This window comes from Lysinibacillus sp. S1 (assembly GCF_044986265.1).
Classification (GTDB): Bacteria; Bacillota; Bacilli; order Bacillales_A; family Planococcaceae; genus Lysinibacillus; species Lysinibacillus capsici.
The window spans coordinates 3,926,580-3,942,532 of sequence record NZ_CP173154.1; the positions used below are offsets into that span (position 1 = coordinate 3,926,580).

The 15,953-nt window shown below is 39.4% G+C and carries 12 protein-coding genes; 6 read left to right on the plus strand and 6 right to left on the minus strand.

All coding sequences use genetic code 11. The features are described 5' to 3' along the window. Positions 1–156: 156 nt before the first annotated feature. From ACHZEU_RS19650 to ACHZEU_RS19660, 3 genes are all read right to left on the minus strand, one after another. A complete protein-coding gene (locus ACHZEU_RS19650; RefSeq protein ID WP_048393507.1) occupies positions 157–1,317 on the minus strand; it encodes an acetoin utilization protein AcuC in 1,161 nt (386 codons plus the stop codon). Beyond that, positions 1,317–1,964, minus strand: coding sequence for an acetoin utilization AcuB family protein (locus tag ACHZEU_RS19655; protein ID WP_404803669.1), 648 nt, complete (start codon positions 1,962–1,964; stop codon positions 1,317–1,319). The genes ACHZEU_RS19650 and ACHZEU_RS19655 overlap by 1 nt, the downstream gene beginning before the upstream one ends. 24 nt (positions 1,965–1,988) lie before the next feature. Further along, positions 1,989–2,621, minus strand: coding sequence for a GNAT family N-acetyltransferase (locus tag ACHZEU_RS19660; protein ID WP_404803670.1), 633 nt, complete (start codon positions 2,619–2,621; stop codon positions 1,989–1,991). Between the two features lie 321 nt (positions 2,622–2,942). On the opposite strand from ACHZEU_RS19660, the gene acsA reads away from it, so the two are divergent. The 5 genes from acsA (at position 2,943) to ACHZEU_RS19685 (ending at position 9,178) form a co-directional block, all read left to right on the plus strand. Further along, positions 2,943–4,670 (plus strand): acetate--CoA ligase, encoded by a 1,728-nt coding sequence (acsA, locus tag ACHZEU_RS19665; protein ID WP_375543413.1) that lies wholly within the window; start codon positions 2,943–2,945, stop codon positions 4,668–4,670. A gap of 232 nt (positions 4,671–4,902) precedes the next feature. After that, positions 4,903–5,937, plus strand: coding sequence for an N-acetyl-gamma-glutamyl-phosphate reductase (gene argC, locus ACHZEU_RS19670; protein WP_259948506.1), 1,035 nt, complete (start codon positions 4,903–4,905; stop codon positions 5,935–5,937). A gap of 56 nt (positions 5,938–5,993) precedes the next feature. Continuing rightward, positions 5,994–7,226 (plus strand): bifunctional glutamate N-acetyltransferase/amino-acid acetyltransferase ArgJ, encoded by a 1,233-nt coding sequence (gene argJ / locus ACHZEU_RS19675; RefSeq protein ID WP_048393513.1) that lies wholly within the window; start codon positions 5,994–5,996, stop codon positions 7,224–7,226. Further along, positions 7,189–7,974: an acetylglutamate kinase gene (argB, locus tag ACHZEU_RS19680; RefSeq protein WP_048393515.1), complete on the plus strand. Its 786-nt coding sequence runs from the start codon at positions 7,189–7,191 to the stop codon at positions 7,972–7,974. Before argJ ends, argB begins: the two co-directional genes overlap by 38 nt. A 73-nt stretch (positions 7,975–8,047) precedes the next feature. Next, a complete protein-coding gene (locus tag ACHZEU_RS19685) occupies positions 8,048–9,178 on the plus strand; it encodes an acetylornithine transaminase (protein WP_048393719.1) in 1,131 nt (376 codons plus the stop codon). Between the two features lie 109 nt (positions 9,179–9,287). Here the strand turns inward: ACHZEU_RS19685 and ACHZEU_RS19690 are convergent, their stop codons facing one another. After that, positions 9,288–10,169: an NAD-dependent epimerase/dehydratase family protein gene (locus tag ACHZEU_RS19690; RefSeq protein ID WP_279495766.1), complete on the minus strand. Its 882-nt coding sequence runs from the start codon at positions 10,167–10,169 to the stop codon at positions 9,288–9,290. A gap of 135 nt (positions 10,170–10,304) precedes the next feature. Beyond that, on the minus strand, positions 10,305–13,337 hold the full coding sequence (locus tag ACHZEU_RS19695) for a transglycosylase domain-containing protein (RefSeq protein WP_279495765.1): 3,033 nt from the start codon (positions 13,335–13,337) through the stop codon (positions 10,305–10,307). Positions 13,338–13,731: 394 nt separating this feature from the next. Here ACHZEU_RS19695 and tyrS point away from each other — a divergent pair, with 394 nt between their 5' ends. Next, a complete protein-coding gene (gene tyrS / locus ACHZEU_RS19700; protein WP_048393520.1) occupies positions 13,732–15,000 on the plus strand; it encodes a tyrosine--tRNA ligase in 1,269 nt (422 codons plus the stop codon). 50 nt (positions 15,001–15,050) lie between these two features. Here tyrS and ACHZEU_RS19705 read toward each other — a convergent pair whose 3' ends face one another. Continuing rightward, positions 15,051–15,854, minus strand: a complete 804-nt coding sequence (locus ACHZEU_RS19705) for a cobalamin-binding protein (protein ID WP_279495764.1) — start codon at positions 15,852–15,854, stop codon at positions 15,051–15,053. Positions 15,855–15,953 lie beyond the last annotated feature (99 nt).

Below are 15,953 nucleotides of genomic sequence, written 5' to 3' on the forward strand. Positions count from 1 at the left end.
TATGAAGGATTTGCGTGTTTTTATTTGCTGGATGGAACGTCAAAAATAGAGGATAGCGTTTCAAAAGTGAGGGATAGAACAAAAGAATTGATGGATATACCACCAAAAGCATTCATCTAATTTAAAAAGCCCCACGAATATCGTGAGGCCAAGAAATTAATCCCGTCTTTCATTCCGAATAATATGTAGCGATTTGGCTAACATTTGAGCATTCTTTTCCTCTATTTCCGCTTTACGAGGAATTGGCTCGTATAAAGGAATCGGATCCTCCCATGTTGGAATAAAAGGAACAGGTGCTTCTGGTTGCCAGCGATCCAGCCATGCTTGAGGGAGTGGCCCCATTGGTAACGCTTGGTCAGTCATTTCCAACCATAACATGGACCAGGCACGAGGCACCACTCGCCAAATATCGTAGCCACCGCCCCCCACTGCAATCCATCGACCATCACAATACTCATGTGCTAATTGATGAGCTAGCTTAGGAATTTCGCGATAAATATTCATTGTTCCATGTAAATGTGTTAATGGATCAAAATAATGTGCATCTGCACCATTTTGTGTTAATACAACATCTGGCTTGAAAAATTCAAAAATCTCTCGCATTGACTGTTCATAGATCTCTAGGAAACTTTCATCCTCAGTAAACGCATCCATTGGAAAATTAAAGGAGGTTCCATAGCCTTGCCCATTGCCACGCTCAGTAATATTTCCGGTTCCAGGGAATAGATAACGACCAGTTTCATGTATGGACAGTGTACAAACATTAGGATCCTCATAAAAGCTCCATTGGACACCATCCCCATGATGAGCATCTGTATCTACATAAAGTACACGAGCGTTGTACTTTTCCTGCAAGTAACGAATAGCCACTGTGCTATCATTGTAAATACAAAAACCTGATGCACGACCACGGAAACCATGATGGAGTCCTCCACCAAGGTTAAGGGCGTGTTCGGCTTTTCCTTCCATTACATAATCAACAGCGGTTAAAGTTCCACCAACTAGCTGTGCACTTGCTTCATGCATATTTTCAAAAATAGGGGTATCTTCAGTTCCAATCCCATAGCTTTCACATTGTGCTTCTGATAACTCACCATGTCCTGCTTTTTTTACAATATCTATATATTTTGAATCATGTGCAAGCAATAGCTCTTCTTCCGTTGCAACACGTGCTGGTACAATATCTACATCATCGAGTGCATTAATATTTTTTAGTAGATCCATAGTTAGCGTCAAGCGTTTATGATTGAAAGGATGTGTATCTGAAAATTTATATCCGAGTTGTTCTGGCGAGTATACGAATACGGCCTTTTTCATTATAGCGAAACACCCGGTAAATTTGGCCATAGGACATCAAAGCCCTCTTTGCGTAGATCTTCAATCATTGCTAAAGGATTTAGTGTTTTTACTCGGACGCTTAAAATTTTGTTTTGTGTATTTTCAGAGTCAGGATAAACTAAGACGCTTTGGACATTGGCATGATGTTGATGAAATATTWTTGTAATTTCAAATAAAACTCCTGGGGTATCGGATACCCGAATCTCGATTTTTGACCCVSGCTNTKHRGCAHHAGTCAGCTCTATATATGTATAGAGTAAATCTGTTGTCGTAACAATGCCTACCAATTTTCCACCAGAGACAATAGGTAAACAGCCTATTTTTGATTCGTAAAACGTAAGTGCCACCTCTTCAACAAAATCTAGTGGATGACCTATAAGGGGGTCTTTCACCATAATATCCTCTACTTTTGCATTAAAAATAGGAGAGTTTGGTTCATCCTGCAAAGATGAGGGCAAGACCTCTTTAATATCTCGTTCAGTAATTACACCTAAAACGTGGTGTTCATCATCTACAACTGGTAAATGACGAACTTTCTTTTCACGCATTAACTTTAGTGCCTCCTGCACTGTATTGGTAGGAGCTAATGTATAAGGCTTATCATTCATAATTTCTTCTACAATCATATATGCATCCCCTTTGTATTAGTTTTAATACATGAAACGATTTCTAAAACGAAGTCTATCAAATCTTTCCATTGTCTCAGGAGGCACCCGTTTTCCTTCGCGCGCCATCAGGCAATTGGCTGGATGTGATGTAATTTCAGKATCATCTGTTGCAAAATATTCGAAACCAGCAGAGCTCATCATTTTCTCCATCRTTTTGCGGTAATCCCAAACATTTAAACCAGTTCCTTTTAAATCCCAATGCCAATAGTACTCGGTAGTAATCACAAGATAATCTTCCATTTCATCCCCCATAAATGAAACGGCTAGTAGTGCCTTCCCAGCACCAGTACCACGGTAGTCTGGAATGACTTCAATGGCACCTAATTCAATCATGTCATCGATACGATCTTCTGCCCATCGTTCAAGTGGATCAGGGTAAAGATAGGTAACATAGCCTACAATAATATCTTCGTTTCGAATAATAATAATACGGCCTTCGGGTAGTCCAGCAATTTCTATAATGGCCTGCTGTTGCTGTTTTGGAGGTCTGAAGGCAACCAAGCCTTCATGGAATGAATATGTAGCTAATTTTTCTGGAGGCACAGGTCCTTCCACATACACAGTACCATGCTTTGTTTCCTTTGTGACAGAAAAAAAAGTTTTTTTATGTTCCATAATTACACCACCTGAGTTTAATAATTCCATTATAGCTGATTTCTTGCGTAAAAACGCTTATTTTTGCAAAATATACCTGTATTTTTGGAAAAATAAAAATATTGAGACAATCTATCTGAATTCGTGTAAAATAAGATTATATTGCTTCTGTTATTTAACAGATAAAAGTAGTACTATTAGGGATTCGAACATTAATACTATGGATAACTGTTGTATAACAATTGCTACATATCAATTTTGCTTTTGGAAAATTCTCTGAATTTCAACAGGGGGGATTGTTGAAATTTAGTCAAAAACAAAAGCAAAGAAAGGGGTATTTTCATGGGGATGAAAATGAAGGAGAAGTTAATGGCTTTACCTGGTCAACACCATTTAACGAATTATGAAGAAGTGGCAGAATCTCATAATTGGGCAGATACGGAAAAGGCATTTAGTTGGAGCGAAACAGGTTTAGTGAATATGGCATATGAGGCTATTGATCGCCATACAGAAACACATCGCAAAAATAAGGTGGCATTGTATTTTAATGATGGTAAACGGAAAGAGGCATATTCATTTAATGAAATGAAAAGGTTAACAAACAAAGCAGCAAATGTTTTTAAAGCGACTACTAATCTGCAGAAAGGTGATCGTTTATTTATTTTTATGCCTCGTTCACCTGAGCTTTATTTTTCATTATTAGGAGCGTTGAAAATGGGGGTTATTGTTGGACCATTGTTTGAAGCTTTTATGGAAGGTGCTGTGTATGATCGACTTGCTGATAGTGAGGCGAAAGTATTAGTCACGACACCTGCTTTACTTGAACGTGTACCTTTAGCTAAATTACCTAAATTGGAGCATATCTTTTTAGTAGGGGAGGGCGTTGAGGAAACAGCTCAAATACTAGACTTTACTAAACATTTAAAAGAAGCTTCAGCTCATTTTGATATAGAGTGGGTAGACAGAGAAGATGGGATGATTCTTCACTATACCTCTGGATCAACAGGTGCTCCAAAGGGTGTATTGCATGTCCATAATGCTATGATTCAGCAATATCAATCGACACAATGGGTACTTGATTTACGTGAAGATGATATTTATTGGTGTACAGCTGATCCTGGATGGGTTACAGGAACAGCCTATGGCATCTTTGGTCCGTGGTTAAACGGTGTAACAATGCTAATCGTCGGAGGAAGATTTTCACCACAAGCATGGTATCAGGCTATTGAAGATTATAGTGTGACAGTGTGGTATAGTGCACCAACAGCGTTCCGAATGCTGATGGGTGCAGGTAGTGGCTTGCTTGAAAGCTATGATCTCACATCTTTACGCCATGTGCTGTCTGTTGGTGAGCCTTTGAATCCAGAAGTTATTCGCTGGGGAGTAGAGGAACTAGGTCATCGTATACATGATACATGGTGGATGACAGAGACGGGAGCGCATATGATTTGTAATTATCCATCGATGGATATTAAGCCAGGTTCAATGGGGAAACCTCTTCCTGGTATTCATGCGACGATTGTAGATGATGCAGGCAATGAGGTTCCACCATTTACAATGGGGAATCTAGCTATTCGTCGTGGTTGGCCTGCCATGATGCGCCAAATTTGGGGCAATCCAGAGCGCTATGAATCTTATTTCCTAAAAGGAGAATGGTACGTGTCTGGAGATTCAGCCTATATGGATGATGAAGGTTACTTCTGGTTCCAGGGGCGTGTGGATGATGTCATTATGACGGCTGGTGAACGTGTAGGACCTTTTGAAGTAGAAAGTAAGCTACTTGAGCATCCAGATGTAATTGAAGCGGGTGTTATCGGGAAACCAGATCCGGTGCGAGGTGAAATCATTAAAGCCTTTGTATCCTTACGAGAAGGGGTAGAACCTTCTGATGCATTAATTGAAGATATACGTGATTTTGTTAAAAAAGGTTTATCTGCACATGCAGCACCACGTGAAATAGAATTTAAAGATAAATTGCCAAAAACACGTAGTGGTAAAATTATGCGTCGCGTTTTGAAAGCTTGGGAATTAAATTTACCGACTGGTGATTTATCAACCATGGAAGATTAATTATCTAAAACATCAATTGATATTTATACAACATGTGCATAAAAAGAAGGCAGGGATTCATTCGATGGGCGAAAGGATTCTTGCCTTCTTTTTTCTGGATTTACAATAGTATAGAGGTGAGAGTAGGTGAAATATTATCTATTTCAAAAAACAATGAATTAAATAAAAATTCAGTTGACTTAATAAATATGCAGACGTATACTATTTTTAACTTATTTCAGAGGTGAGTGCAGTGAAAGTAGGTATTATTGGAGCAACTGGATATGGTGGTCTAGAACTTATTCGATTTTTACATAATCATCCAGCTGTAGAACGAATTGATTTATTTACTTCTTCAGAAGAGGGTGTCCAATTTTCTTCGAAATTTGGCCATCTTGTTAGGATAGCTGATACACCGTTACAAAAGATTGCGTATGACACTTTAGAAAAATTCAATGTTATTTTTACGAGTACACCATCTGGGGTGACAAGTGAGCTATTACCGCCTTTGGTTGGGAAAGGACCAAAGCTAATCGATTTATCTGGTGATTTTCGGTTAAAAGATCTAGCAAGCTATGAAACCTGGTATGGCAAAAAAGCTGCACCGTTCCATAGTGTTCAACAAAGTGTATATGGTTTAACAGAATGGAATGAAGAGCTTATACGTCAAGCAACACTTGTTGCTAATCCGGGTTGCTACCCAACAGCAGTTTTATTATCCTTACTACCACTTGTAAAAGAACGTTTAATTGATCCTAGTTTTCTAGTTATTGATGCAAAGAGTGGTATTTCAGGAGCAGGCAATAAGCCCTCACAAACTACCCATTTTAGTGAGACAAATGAGAATTTTTCAATCTATAAAGTAAATACACATCAACATATTCCCGAAATTGAACAGGCACTTTCCATGTTTGCTCAAGCAGATACAAAGGTTACTTTTAATACGCATCTGGTTCCAATGACCAGGGGAATTTTGGCGACATCCTATGCACCAGTAATGCAGGGAATTACAGAGTCGCAATTGATCACTTGCTTACAGGCAACCTATGAGAATCATCCATTTGTTCGAATCGTTACGGATGCATCTAGTTTAGGGACAAATCGTGTCAAGGGATCAAATTATTGTGACATTCTAGTGAAAGTAGATTCCCGTACAAATCGCGCCACAATTGTTAGTGTAATTGATAACCTTGTCAAAGGAGCAGCAGGGCAAGCTATCCAAAATATGAATGTGCAATTTGACTTACCACAAACGACAGGGCTAGATGTCGTACCGTTCTTTATTTAACAGCATGCAGGCAACTGTATGCTTCTCTTATTTATTAATCTAAGGAGGAATTTCGGATGACAGTTACCACTTCAACGAATGTAATGAAAAAATTATCAAGTAAAAATATTGTTTCACCAAAAGGCTTTAAGGCAGCCGGATTACACTGTGGTTTAAAACATAAGAAAAAGGATTTAGCCCTTTTAGTAAGTGAAGTCCCAGCAAGTGTTGCGGGTGTTTTTACTACAAATGCTGTGCAAGCAGCACCATTAAAAGTCACGAAGGAAGTTGTTTATGCAACTAAGAAAATGCAAGCGATGATCGTGAATTCAGGCAATGCGAATGCTTGTACAGGTAAACAAGGTGTAAAAGATGCCCAAACAATGCAAGCGCTAGCTGCTGAAAAATTAGGGATTGCACCAAATTTGGTGGGAGTTTGCTCGACAGGTGTTATTGGAGAAATGATGAAATTAGAGCCAGTAGCAAATGGTATTCTTCAGTTAGAGCCAAAGGACAATTTAGAAAGTGCGATTGACTTTGCGCAGGCTATTTTGACAACAGATACCGTCATGAAAAACACAAGCTATAGTACAACTGTGGATGGCAAGGAAGTTATCATTGCTGGTGTAGCAAAAGGTTCAGGTATGATCGAACCTAATATGGCAACAATGCTAGGCTTTATTACAACAGATGCCAACATTGAATCTGATGTGTTACAAGCAGCTTTATCGACTATTACTAATTTAACATTTAACGCTATTACAGTTGACGGGGATACATCCACTAATGACACAGTGGTAATATTGGCTAATGGCTTGGCAGGGAATAATTCTTTAACTCCAGAGCATCCAGATTGGCAAAATTTCTTTAACACTTTGCAAACAGTAGCGGAAGATTTAGCAAAAATGATTGCCAAAGATGGTGAAGGAGCAACGAAGCTTATCGAAGTGGAAGTTGTTGGTGCAATTTCAGACGAGGAGGCACGTAAAATTGCAAAAACAGTCGTTGGTTCACCACTTGTAAAGACTGCAGTTTTCGGCTGTGATGCCAACTGGGGGCGTATTATTGCAGCAGTAGGGTATAGTGGCGCAACAGTTGATCCAGATAAAATTACTATCCAAATCGGTGGTGCTACTATGGTAGAAAACGGTGAACCAATTCCCTTTTCTGAGGACGAGTTAATTCAAATATTAAAAATGCATGAAGTAAAAATCTATGTGTCCCTTGGTGTGGGTGATGGTAAGGGGCATGCTTGGGGATGTGACTTAACATATGACTATGTCCAAATCAATGCATCATACCGCTCATAAACGTGTGGTCATTAAGCTTGGGGGCAGTACACTGGAAGGTTTAAATGAGGCTTTCTTTGATAATTTTAAAAGATTACAAGAGAGTGGGGTAGAGCTTATTATTACCCACGGGGGTGGGCCAGCCATAAATCGAGAACTAGCTGCTCAAGGCCTACAATCACATACATTAAATGGAATACGTGTCACGAACGAGGCTGCAATTAAAGTTGTCCAATCGACCCTAATAGGGCAAGTAAACACTGCATTAGTTCATGAGTTAACAACAGCTGGTATAGCAGCCATCGGATTAAATGGCTTTGATAATCAGTTGATAGTCGTAGACTTTTTAGATCAAGAGACTTACGGGTATGTAGGAGCTATTAAAAATATCAATACATCCTTATTGGAAGCTTTAATGGGTGTAGGGATTGTACCTGTTATTGCCTGCGTAGGTACGACCGAAGCAGGTCAGGCTCTTAATATTAATGGCGATACGGTAGCAAGTGAAATTGCTTTAGCCGTCGGAGCAGATAGCTTACTACTCGTGACAGATGTGAGTGGTATCCGTATTGAAGATGAATATCAAGCAATAGCTACACCTAGTCTTATAGATCAATGGACAGAGCAGGGCCATATTTACGGTGGAATGATTCCGAAAGTGCAAGGAGCGATTGACTGTTTACGGGCAGGGATTCCTTCTGTACAAATTGTAGGCGCAACTTTAATTGGTACAACAATTGTAGCCACAAGTGAACTTCTTTCTTCCTAGTGTTCTAAATAGGATAGCTTGAGAAGTATAGTTGTTGAAAGAAACTATTTTAAATGATAGTGGAGATGATAACATGAGTGTTTTATTTGAGAATTACGGCAAGCGTCGTGCACAAATTGTTAAAGGTCAGGGGACAATTGTTGAGGATTCAACAGGGAAGCAATACTTGGATTTTACTAGTGGCATTGCTGTGGTGAGTCTTGGTCATGCCCATCCAGCCGTTGTACAGGCACTTCAAGAGCAAAGCCAAAAGCTATGGCATATTTCAAATCTTTTTGAAATACCAGGTCAGGAAAAGGTGGCAGAAAAATTAATTGCTAATACACACTTTTCACATGCCTTTTTTTGTAATAGCGGGGCTGAGGCTAATGAAGCGGCCATTAAATTAGCTCGTAAGCATACAGGCAAACATCATATTATTACATTTGAAAAATCATTCCACGGTCGTACTTTTGGAGCAATGTCTGCAACAGGTCAAGGCAAAGTACATAATGGCTTTGGACCACTCGTAGAAAAATTTTCGATTTTGCCATTTAATGATGCTGCTACACTTGAAGCAACCGTTGATGATTCAGTTGCAGCTATAATGCTAGAAATGATTCAGGGAGAGGGTGGCGTCAATAGTGTATCAGCAGAATTTGCCGCAGCTATTGCAAAAGTCTGTGAGGAGCAAGGTGTACTACTAATTGTTGATGAAGTGCAAACGGGCATTGGAAGAACAGGAACACGCTATGCATTTGAACAAACGGTATTAAAGCCACATATCGTAACTTTGGCAAAAGGCTTAGGTGGTGGTTTCCCTGTTGGTGCAATGCTCGGAACTGCTGAGCTTCATGCTACATTTAGTCCAGGAACACATGGTACAACATTCGGTGGAAACCCTCTTGCGATGAATGTGGCACAAGCTGTTTTAAATCATGTGTTTGAGCCGGATTTTTTACAGCAGGTACGAGAAATATCTGCCTATTTTGTGGCACAACTAAGGGCTCATTTATCTTCTAGCTATACTGTTCAAGGCCAGGGTCTCTTGTTAGGGATTGGCTGTGGGGACACGGAAGTTGCGCCTTATATCGCGGCAGCGGAAGAAAGTGGTCTTTTATTAGTAGGGGCAGGGCCAACAGTTATTCGTCTTTTGCCTCCATTAACGGTCACAAAGGAAGAGATTGACAAAGCAGTAGCTATTTTAAAGAACATATTACCGTGAAAATACACTTTCGTTCAGCAGAAAGTGAGGCATTAGCGGCAAAAATGACTAGACATTAGGATGAACAAAGAATCTGCTAGATATGAGCAGATTCTTTGCGCTATAAATGCTATTGTAGCTGTTTTACTAATGTTGCCACTAATTTTGGTAACCAATCTTCAAGCTGACTAAACGTAAATCCTGCCTTCTCAGCCTTAGCATTAGACATATACCAATCAGCAGGCACCCCATAAGGAGACTGTGATTCCTCATCACCACCAATGAAGGAAATTTTTGCGCGCTGACCACTTGCTTCTTCAATTAGCGCAATTAGATCTTTGAGAGATATGGCCCCTGATGCGGTAGCATTGTATGGTCCCTCAATAGGAGTAACGCCCGCAAAGTATAAAAATTCAGCAGCTTCCCCATCTGTAATATAACTCATCTTTGCATCAATGTTCGGTAAAGTAATCGGCTGATTCTGTAAAATATGTTCAACGTGGAAATGTAAACGTCGAGTATAATCATCTTCACCCATCACAATTGGGAAACGTACAGCTACGACTGGGAATGAAGCTTCTTTGAATAAGACTGCCTCCGCTTGTCGTTTTCCTTCTCCATAAGAAAATTCCTCTTGATGTCCCATACGAATTTGATACTGGTATGGATCAAAGTCTTCTTCCTTTTTTATCTTACCATCTACCTCATATGTTGAAAGAGTAGAAGTAAAGACGAGCTTTTTCGTTTTTCCCTTTAATATCTCGCAAATCGCTTGTGCCTCGTTGGGCGAATAGCAAATATTATCATAGACAATGTCCCATGTTGTATTGGCTAGTGCCTGTTCTAAAGCATCACGATCATTACGATTTACTACTAATTGCTTAACATGTGTACCAAAGGGGTTGCCACTTTGACCACGTGTTAAAATCGTTACCTTATGTCCATTTTGAATACAAAGATCAACTAGCTTTTTTCCAAAAAAACGTGTGCCTCCTAAAATCAATATGTTCATATATTTTCACCCCTTCAAAATAGTAGTCCTCTTAATAATGACAAAAAAACAGACTTACTACAATTCATAAGGAATATGCAGTAAGTCTGTTTAATTGATTATCTAATACAAATGCTTTTGCTAAGGCATAATGGATTAGCGTCTTGATGTTTCAGTTGGAGTAGTGGTATTACCATTGTCTCCTCCGTTTGTGCCATCTCCGGGGTTATCAGATCCATCGCCATTGCTTCCGGAGCCATCCCCGTTATTGGAGCCATTGCCATTGTTACCAGAACCATCCCCGTTATTGGAGCCATTGCCGTTATTACCAGACCCGTTCCCGTTATTGGAGCCATTGCCGTTACTACCCGAACCATTACCATTGCCATTAGTAGGTGGCGTTGTAGGTGGTATTGGTTCTTGGTCGTTTTCCTCTGGGTCAGGTTCATTTTCACTACCGCCAGTAGACACAACATTGGAATGTGGTGATGTTAAACCTGTAATATCTACAGCGACCACTACATAAGCTTGTCCACTAGCAACCGTAATGCTTTGTGTTGACTCTAGTACGGACGTTACAAGTGTATTACCGCCATTCGTAACGTTGTAGATACGATAACCAACAACATCATTCGATGACTCTGACCATGATAATGTAGAGCCATTTACTGAAGCTGAGACAGCTGCTGGAGGGCTACCATCCGCTGGGAAATCAACTGCTGATACAGATGAATTCGACAATGTAGAATTCTTTGGTAACAGACTAGCAGGGTTCCCGCCAAGTCTACCTAACATTCGTTTAATAAAGTCTTGATTAATGCCTGCGCCACCTGCTTTTACAAACTCTGCTGGTGTATTTGGCAACGCATTATAAGTTTTTCCTTTAATCGTCACAACACTTGAAGAGGCTAAGCTATCATCAGGTTGTGATGGTAAAAATACTTTCGCATTAAATAAATCTGAGCGTACAAGACCTGCGCTAGCACAAGCTGCAGAAGGGGCCATGCCGGAAATGCCACAGAATGATGCTGTCACAACATTTTTAGGCGCCTTAAAACTTGTTGGAGGGTCAATTAGCTGAGGGTCCGCATCGTAAACAGCATTCATTAAAGTACCCCATAGCTTATTCACCCGAACGCTTGGCTGTAAATAGGTGTTGTTAAATGCATAAAGTGTACGAGGTTGATCGTAACCCATCCAAACACCAAGAGATACATTAGGGTTATAACCAACTAACCAAACATCTTTATATTCTTGAGAAGTCCCTGTTTTTGCAGCGAAATCAGAAGAGAATTTTAATGTATTTCGTGCCATTGTCCCTGTTCCTTTAGTGAGAACATCACGTAGCATATCTGTCACGATATAAGATGTTTCTGGGCTAAATACTTGAACAGGTTCTACTTCATGTTGGTAAACAATATTTCCTTCTTGGTCTTCAATTCGATCAATCATATAAGCGTCAATGAATTGGCCACCATTTGCAAAGGTAGCAAATGCATTTGTATTTTCTTCAACAGTAGTTCCTTCGCTTAAAGCACCGATCCCAGTTGCTAGGTTAGTAAAATCATCTGGATGTAATTTTGAGAATCCCATTTTTACTAACAAATCTGCAGGGCGTCTACTAATAATATCATTATATAAACGTAGTGCTGAAATATTTTGAGAATCTGCTAAAGCTTCACGTGCTGGAATAAGACCTCGCTCATCACTCGTAATATAGTTACTTGGACTCCAAGAACCGATTGAGAATTTCACGTCAACTAATGGACTACCCGCACCGATTACGCCATACTCAATGGCAGGTCCATAAACAAGTAATGGTTTCATTGTAGAACCGTTAGAACGATAAGCTTGTGTTGCATGGTTTACTTGAGTGGTTTTAAAGTCTCGACCACCGACAAAGCTTAAAATACGACCTGTCGTATTCTCTATTAAAATACTACCTACTTGTACCGGCATCTCAATATCAATTTCTTCACCAGTAACAGGATCTTTCCCTTTACCAGTATACGTATGACCATAATACTGGAAGTCTTTTGCTGCTTTTTGCATCGCATCATACATATCTTTATTAATGGTTGAATAAATACGATAGCCTTTTGAACGAACATCACGATCTGCTAAAATCGTATATTTATCCTTTAATTTTTTTTCTGACTTTAAGCGCTCTGGGTCAATCCCATCATCTTTTGCTAATTTTTCAGCAATAATATCTTTTGCACGAGCTTCAAGCTCATAAGTCAACCAAGGATAACGATCCTCCGCGCGCATTTCTGGTCCACGGAAATCGGCAGCAATATCATAGTTTAACGCTTCATTATACTGTGCATCATCAATATAACCAGCTTCTTTCATACGATAAAGTACTGTTTTCATACGATCAATACCTGGTTTCAAAGCTTCTTCACTTTTCAGTTCACCTGTATTTGTAAATGGTGTATAAGCAAATGGTGCCTGTGGAATACCAGCTATGTACGCAGCTTGAGGAAGAGACAATTCTTTTGCTTTTACGCCAAAAATTCCTTCCGCAGCTGTTTCAACACCTGCAATATTTCGTCCTGAAGAGTTACGACCATAGGGAATGATATTTAAATAAGCCTCTAATATTTCTTCCTTCGTCATAAAATGTTCTAAACGCATCGCTAGTAAAATTTCCTTAGCTTTACGCTCGTATGATACTTCATTAGTTAGTACTTGGTTTTTAATAAGCTGCTGGGTAAGTGTAGAACCACCTGTCTGCGTTGCAGAGTTTGTGACATCTTGTAATAACCCACGAATAACTGCTTTAGGAACAATTCCGTTATGCTCTCGGAAATATTCATCTTCTGTTGCCAGAACAGCATTCACGACCTCTGGTGCAACATTGCTAAGCGAAGTTTCACGTCGATCTAAATCTGTCCTTAATTTCCCAATATAAATATCGTTGGCAAAATAAATCTCACTGGTTTCTTCATAGCTAAAAATTTGATCCCTTAACTCTTGTTTTGAGCGTAACGGTTCTTCTTTTACAAGAGAAGCAAAATAACCAGCTCCAACTGAACCGACAAATACAGTGCCAACCAATGCAAAGACTAAAAATAGTAAAAATAAGTTCCAGGTAACACTACCTGAAATACGTAATTTCTTCATCCATTTTTGTTCAAGTAATTCATCGATCTTTGCATTGATTTTTTCAATCCAATCTTTCAATGTATCGACCTCCTAAAATCTTGTCTATTATAGCACATATTGTTTTAGCACGAACATAGTTATTGACTTTTAAAAAGAATCGTATAAAATTATGTTTATAGTTTTCTGGTGATGAAGAGCTTGCAGTAGTGTCTATATTCCCTGTTTAGAGAGCCAGTGGTTGGTGAAAACTGGTCATATTGTAGAGACGAATTACGTGCTTGGAGCTTAGACGTGCGCGCCTGCGATAAAGGCGGCTGAATGAAGTGGAAGGTGGATGACATCTTCAAGCTGGGTGGTACCGCGTTAGTTTGCAACTTAACGTCCCTGCATGCAATTGTTTGCGTGTAGGGACTTTTTTTATTTAAACATGTCCATGCACGTAATGAATTTAACCATTTTAGGAGGAATGAACATGACAAACGAATTATTACAAGATTTAGAATGGCGTGGTTTGCTATACCAACAAACAGATGCGGAAGGCATGGCAAAATTATTAGATGAACAATCTGTATCTTTATACTGTGGGGTAGATCCAACAGCTGACTCCATGCATATTGGACATATTGTTCCATTGTTAACGCTTCGTCGATTCCAAAAAGCGGGCCACCGTCCAATTTTACTTGTTGGTGGTGCGACAGGGATGATCGGTGACCCATCTGGCCGTTCAGAAGAGCGCCAATTACAAACAGTAGAGCAAATCGATAAAAACGTTCAAGGAATCCGTAGTCAATTAGAACGTATTTTCGAATTTGCGGAAGATGGCAATGGTGCTCAGCTTGTGAACAATCGTGACTGGATTGGTAATATAAACACAATCGAATTTTTACGTGATTACGGGAAACTAATTAACGTAAACTATATGTTAGCAAAAGATACGATTGCTTCTCGTCTTGACACAGGAATCTCGTTTACAGAGTTTGCCTATACGTTAATTCAAGGTATTGATTACAATCATTTATACAATCACTACAATTGCCGTATTCAAGTAGGTGGCTCTGACCAATGGGGTAATATTACAACAGGGTTAGAGGTTATTCGTAAAACACACGAGGAAGAAACGAAAGCCTTTGGTATTACGATTCCATTAGTAACAAAGGCAGATGGCACAAAGTTTGGTAAAACAGCAGGTGGTGCTGTTTGGCTAGATGGTAAGAAAACCTCTCCATATGAGTTCTACCAATTCTGGATCAATGCAGCTGATGCAGATGTCATAAAATACTTAAAAATCTTTACGTTCCTATCTCGTGAAGAAATTGAAGCTTTAGCCGTTTCTGTAGAGGAGGAGCCACATTTACGTAAGGCACAAAAGGCGCTAGCTGAAGAAATGACTCGTTTAATACATGGTCAAGAGGCATTAGAGCAAGCCATCCGTATTACAGCTGCTTTATTCTCAGGAGATCTAAAAGCACTTTCAGCCGAAGAAATGAAGGACGCTTTTAAAGATGTTCCTTCTATTGAAATGACTAAAGATGATAAAAACATTGTGGATCTACTTGTGGAGGCTGGCATTTCCTCTTCCAAACGTCAAGCACGTGAAGATGTATCAAATGGTGCTATTAGTGTAAACGGTGAAAAGGTAACAGATTTAGAATATGTAGTCGATGCGAAGGATCGTTTAGAGGATGCATTTAGCATTGTCCGTCGAGGTAAGAAAAAATATCATATGGTGAAATTTATCTAATTTCTATTTGCAAAACCACATCCCCAAAAACACTGGATGTGGTTTTTTAATCATAAGAAACTTGGAGGTTTTATTTGTTCATATTCTTTAGGATGCAGTATTTTTCCAAGCTTTATAGCACCTTCAATAAGTCGTGGAGAAGGGCGACAATACAGCCATTCTTCCATTACATGGAGCTGTTCCGATTGAATGGCATGTAACTCTTTGGCATATGGACGTTTTAATAAATTAGCAGGTTGGATACGCTCAAATGCGACACCAACCCAAGCCATCATGATATAGTCAGGCTGGCGTTTAACAACATCTGTCCAATCTGTTTGAACACTAGCAAGCTCAACATCTTGAAATAGATTTATGCCACCAGCAAGAGCGCTAATTTCTGTTAGCCAATTTATTTTCCCAGGAGTGAAAATAGGGTTCGGCCACCATTCCCAATACAGGGTAGGTTTCTTCGGAATTGTTTGTGCAATGGAATACATTTTTTCGATGGAATGCATGTACTCTTCAGCAATTGTCTTTGCTTGTTCCTCCACTTGACAAGCTTTCCCGAGTGTCAGAAGATCTTGCGCAATTTCTTCTAATGAGTTTGCATTAAAAATAATATGAGGAATATTTCTTTCTTTTAGTGCCTCAATGTTTTTTTCCATACCAGGTACACTCAAGGAAGCCAGAACAAGATCAGGCTGTAATGCCTCTAATGCCTCCATGTTAATTGATAAATCAGGCCCAAGCTGTGGTAGATCTTTAACCGATGATGGCCAATCAGAATAATCATCAACTCCAACGAGCTGGTCTGACAGCCCTAAATAGGCGACTAATTCTGTATTGCTAGGACAAATTGAAATTAAACGCATATTATTTTCTCCTATTCTTTTTAAGAAAAGTATAGCGAGAGTTCCCTTGATAGACAATGTGTGTGTATCGAGTCCATAAAAAAGTGGAGAAAACATTTG

Excerpts from the sequence above, each read along its gene's own strand:
- ACHZEU_RS19650 (WP_048393507.1), bottom strand. The coding sequence starts at position 1,317 with ATGAAAAAGGCCGTATTCGTATACTCGCCAGAACAACTCGGATATAAA.
- acsA (WP_375543413.1), top strand. The coding sequence starts at position 2,943 with ATGGGGATGAAAATGAAGGAGAAGTTAATGGCTTTACCTGGTCAACAC.
- argJ (WP_048393513.1), top strand. The coding sequence starts at position 5,994 with ATGACAGTTACCACTTCAACGAATGTAATGAAAAAATTATCAAGTAAA.
- argB (WP_048393515.1), top strand. The coding sequence starts at position 7,189 with ATGACTATGTCCAAATCAATGCATCATACCGCTCATAAACGTGTGGTC.
- ACHZEU_RS19685 (WP_048393719.1), top strand. The coding sequence starts at position 8,048 with ATGAGTGTTTTATTTGAGAATTACGGCAAGCGTCGTGCACAAATTGTT.
- ACHZEU_RS19690 (WP_279495766.1), bottom strand. The coding sequence starts at position 10,169 with ATGAACATATTGATTTTAGGAGGCACACGTTTTTTTGGAAAAAAGCTA.
- tyrS (WP_048393520.1), top strand. The coding sequence starts at position 13,732 with ATGACAAACGAATTATTACAAGATTTAGAATGGCGTGGTTTGCTATAC.
- ACHZEU_RS19705 (WP_279495764.1), bottom strand. The coding sequence starts at position 15,854 with ATGCGTTTAATTTCAATTTGTCCTAGCAATACAGAATTAGTCGCCTAT.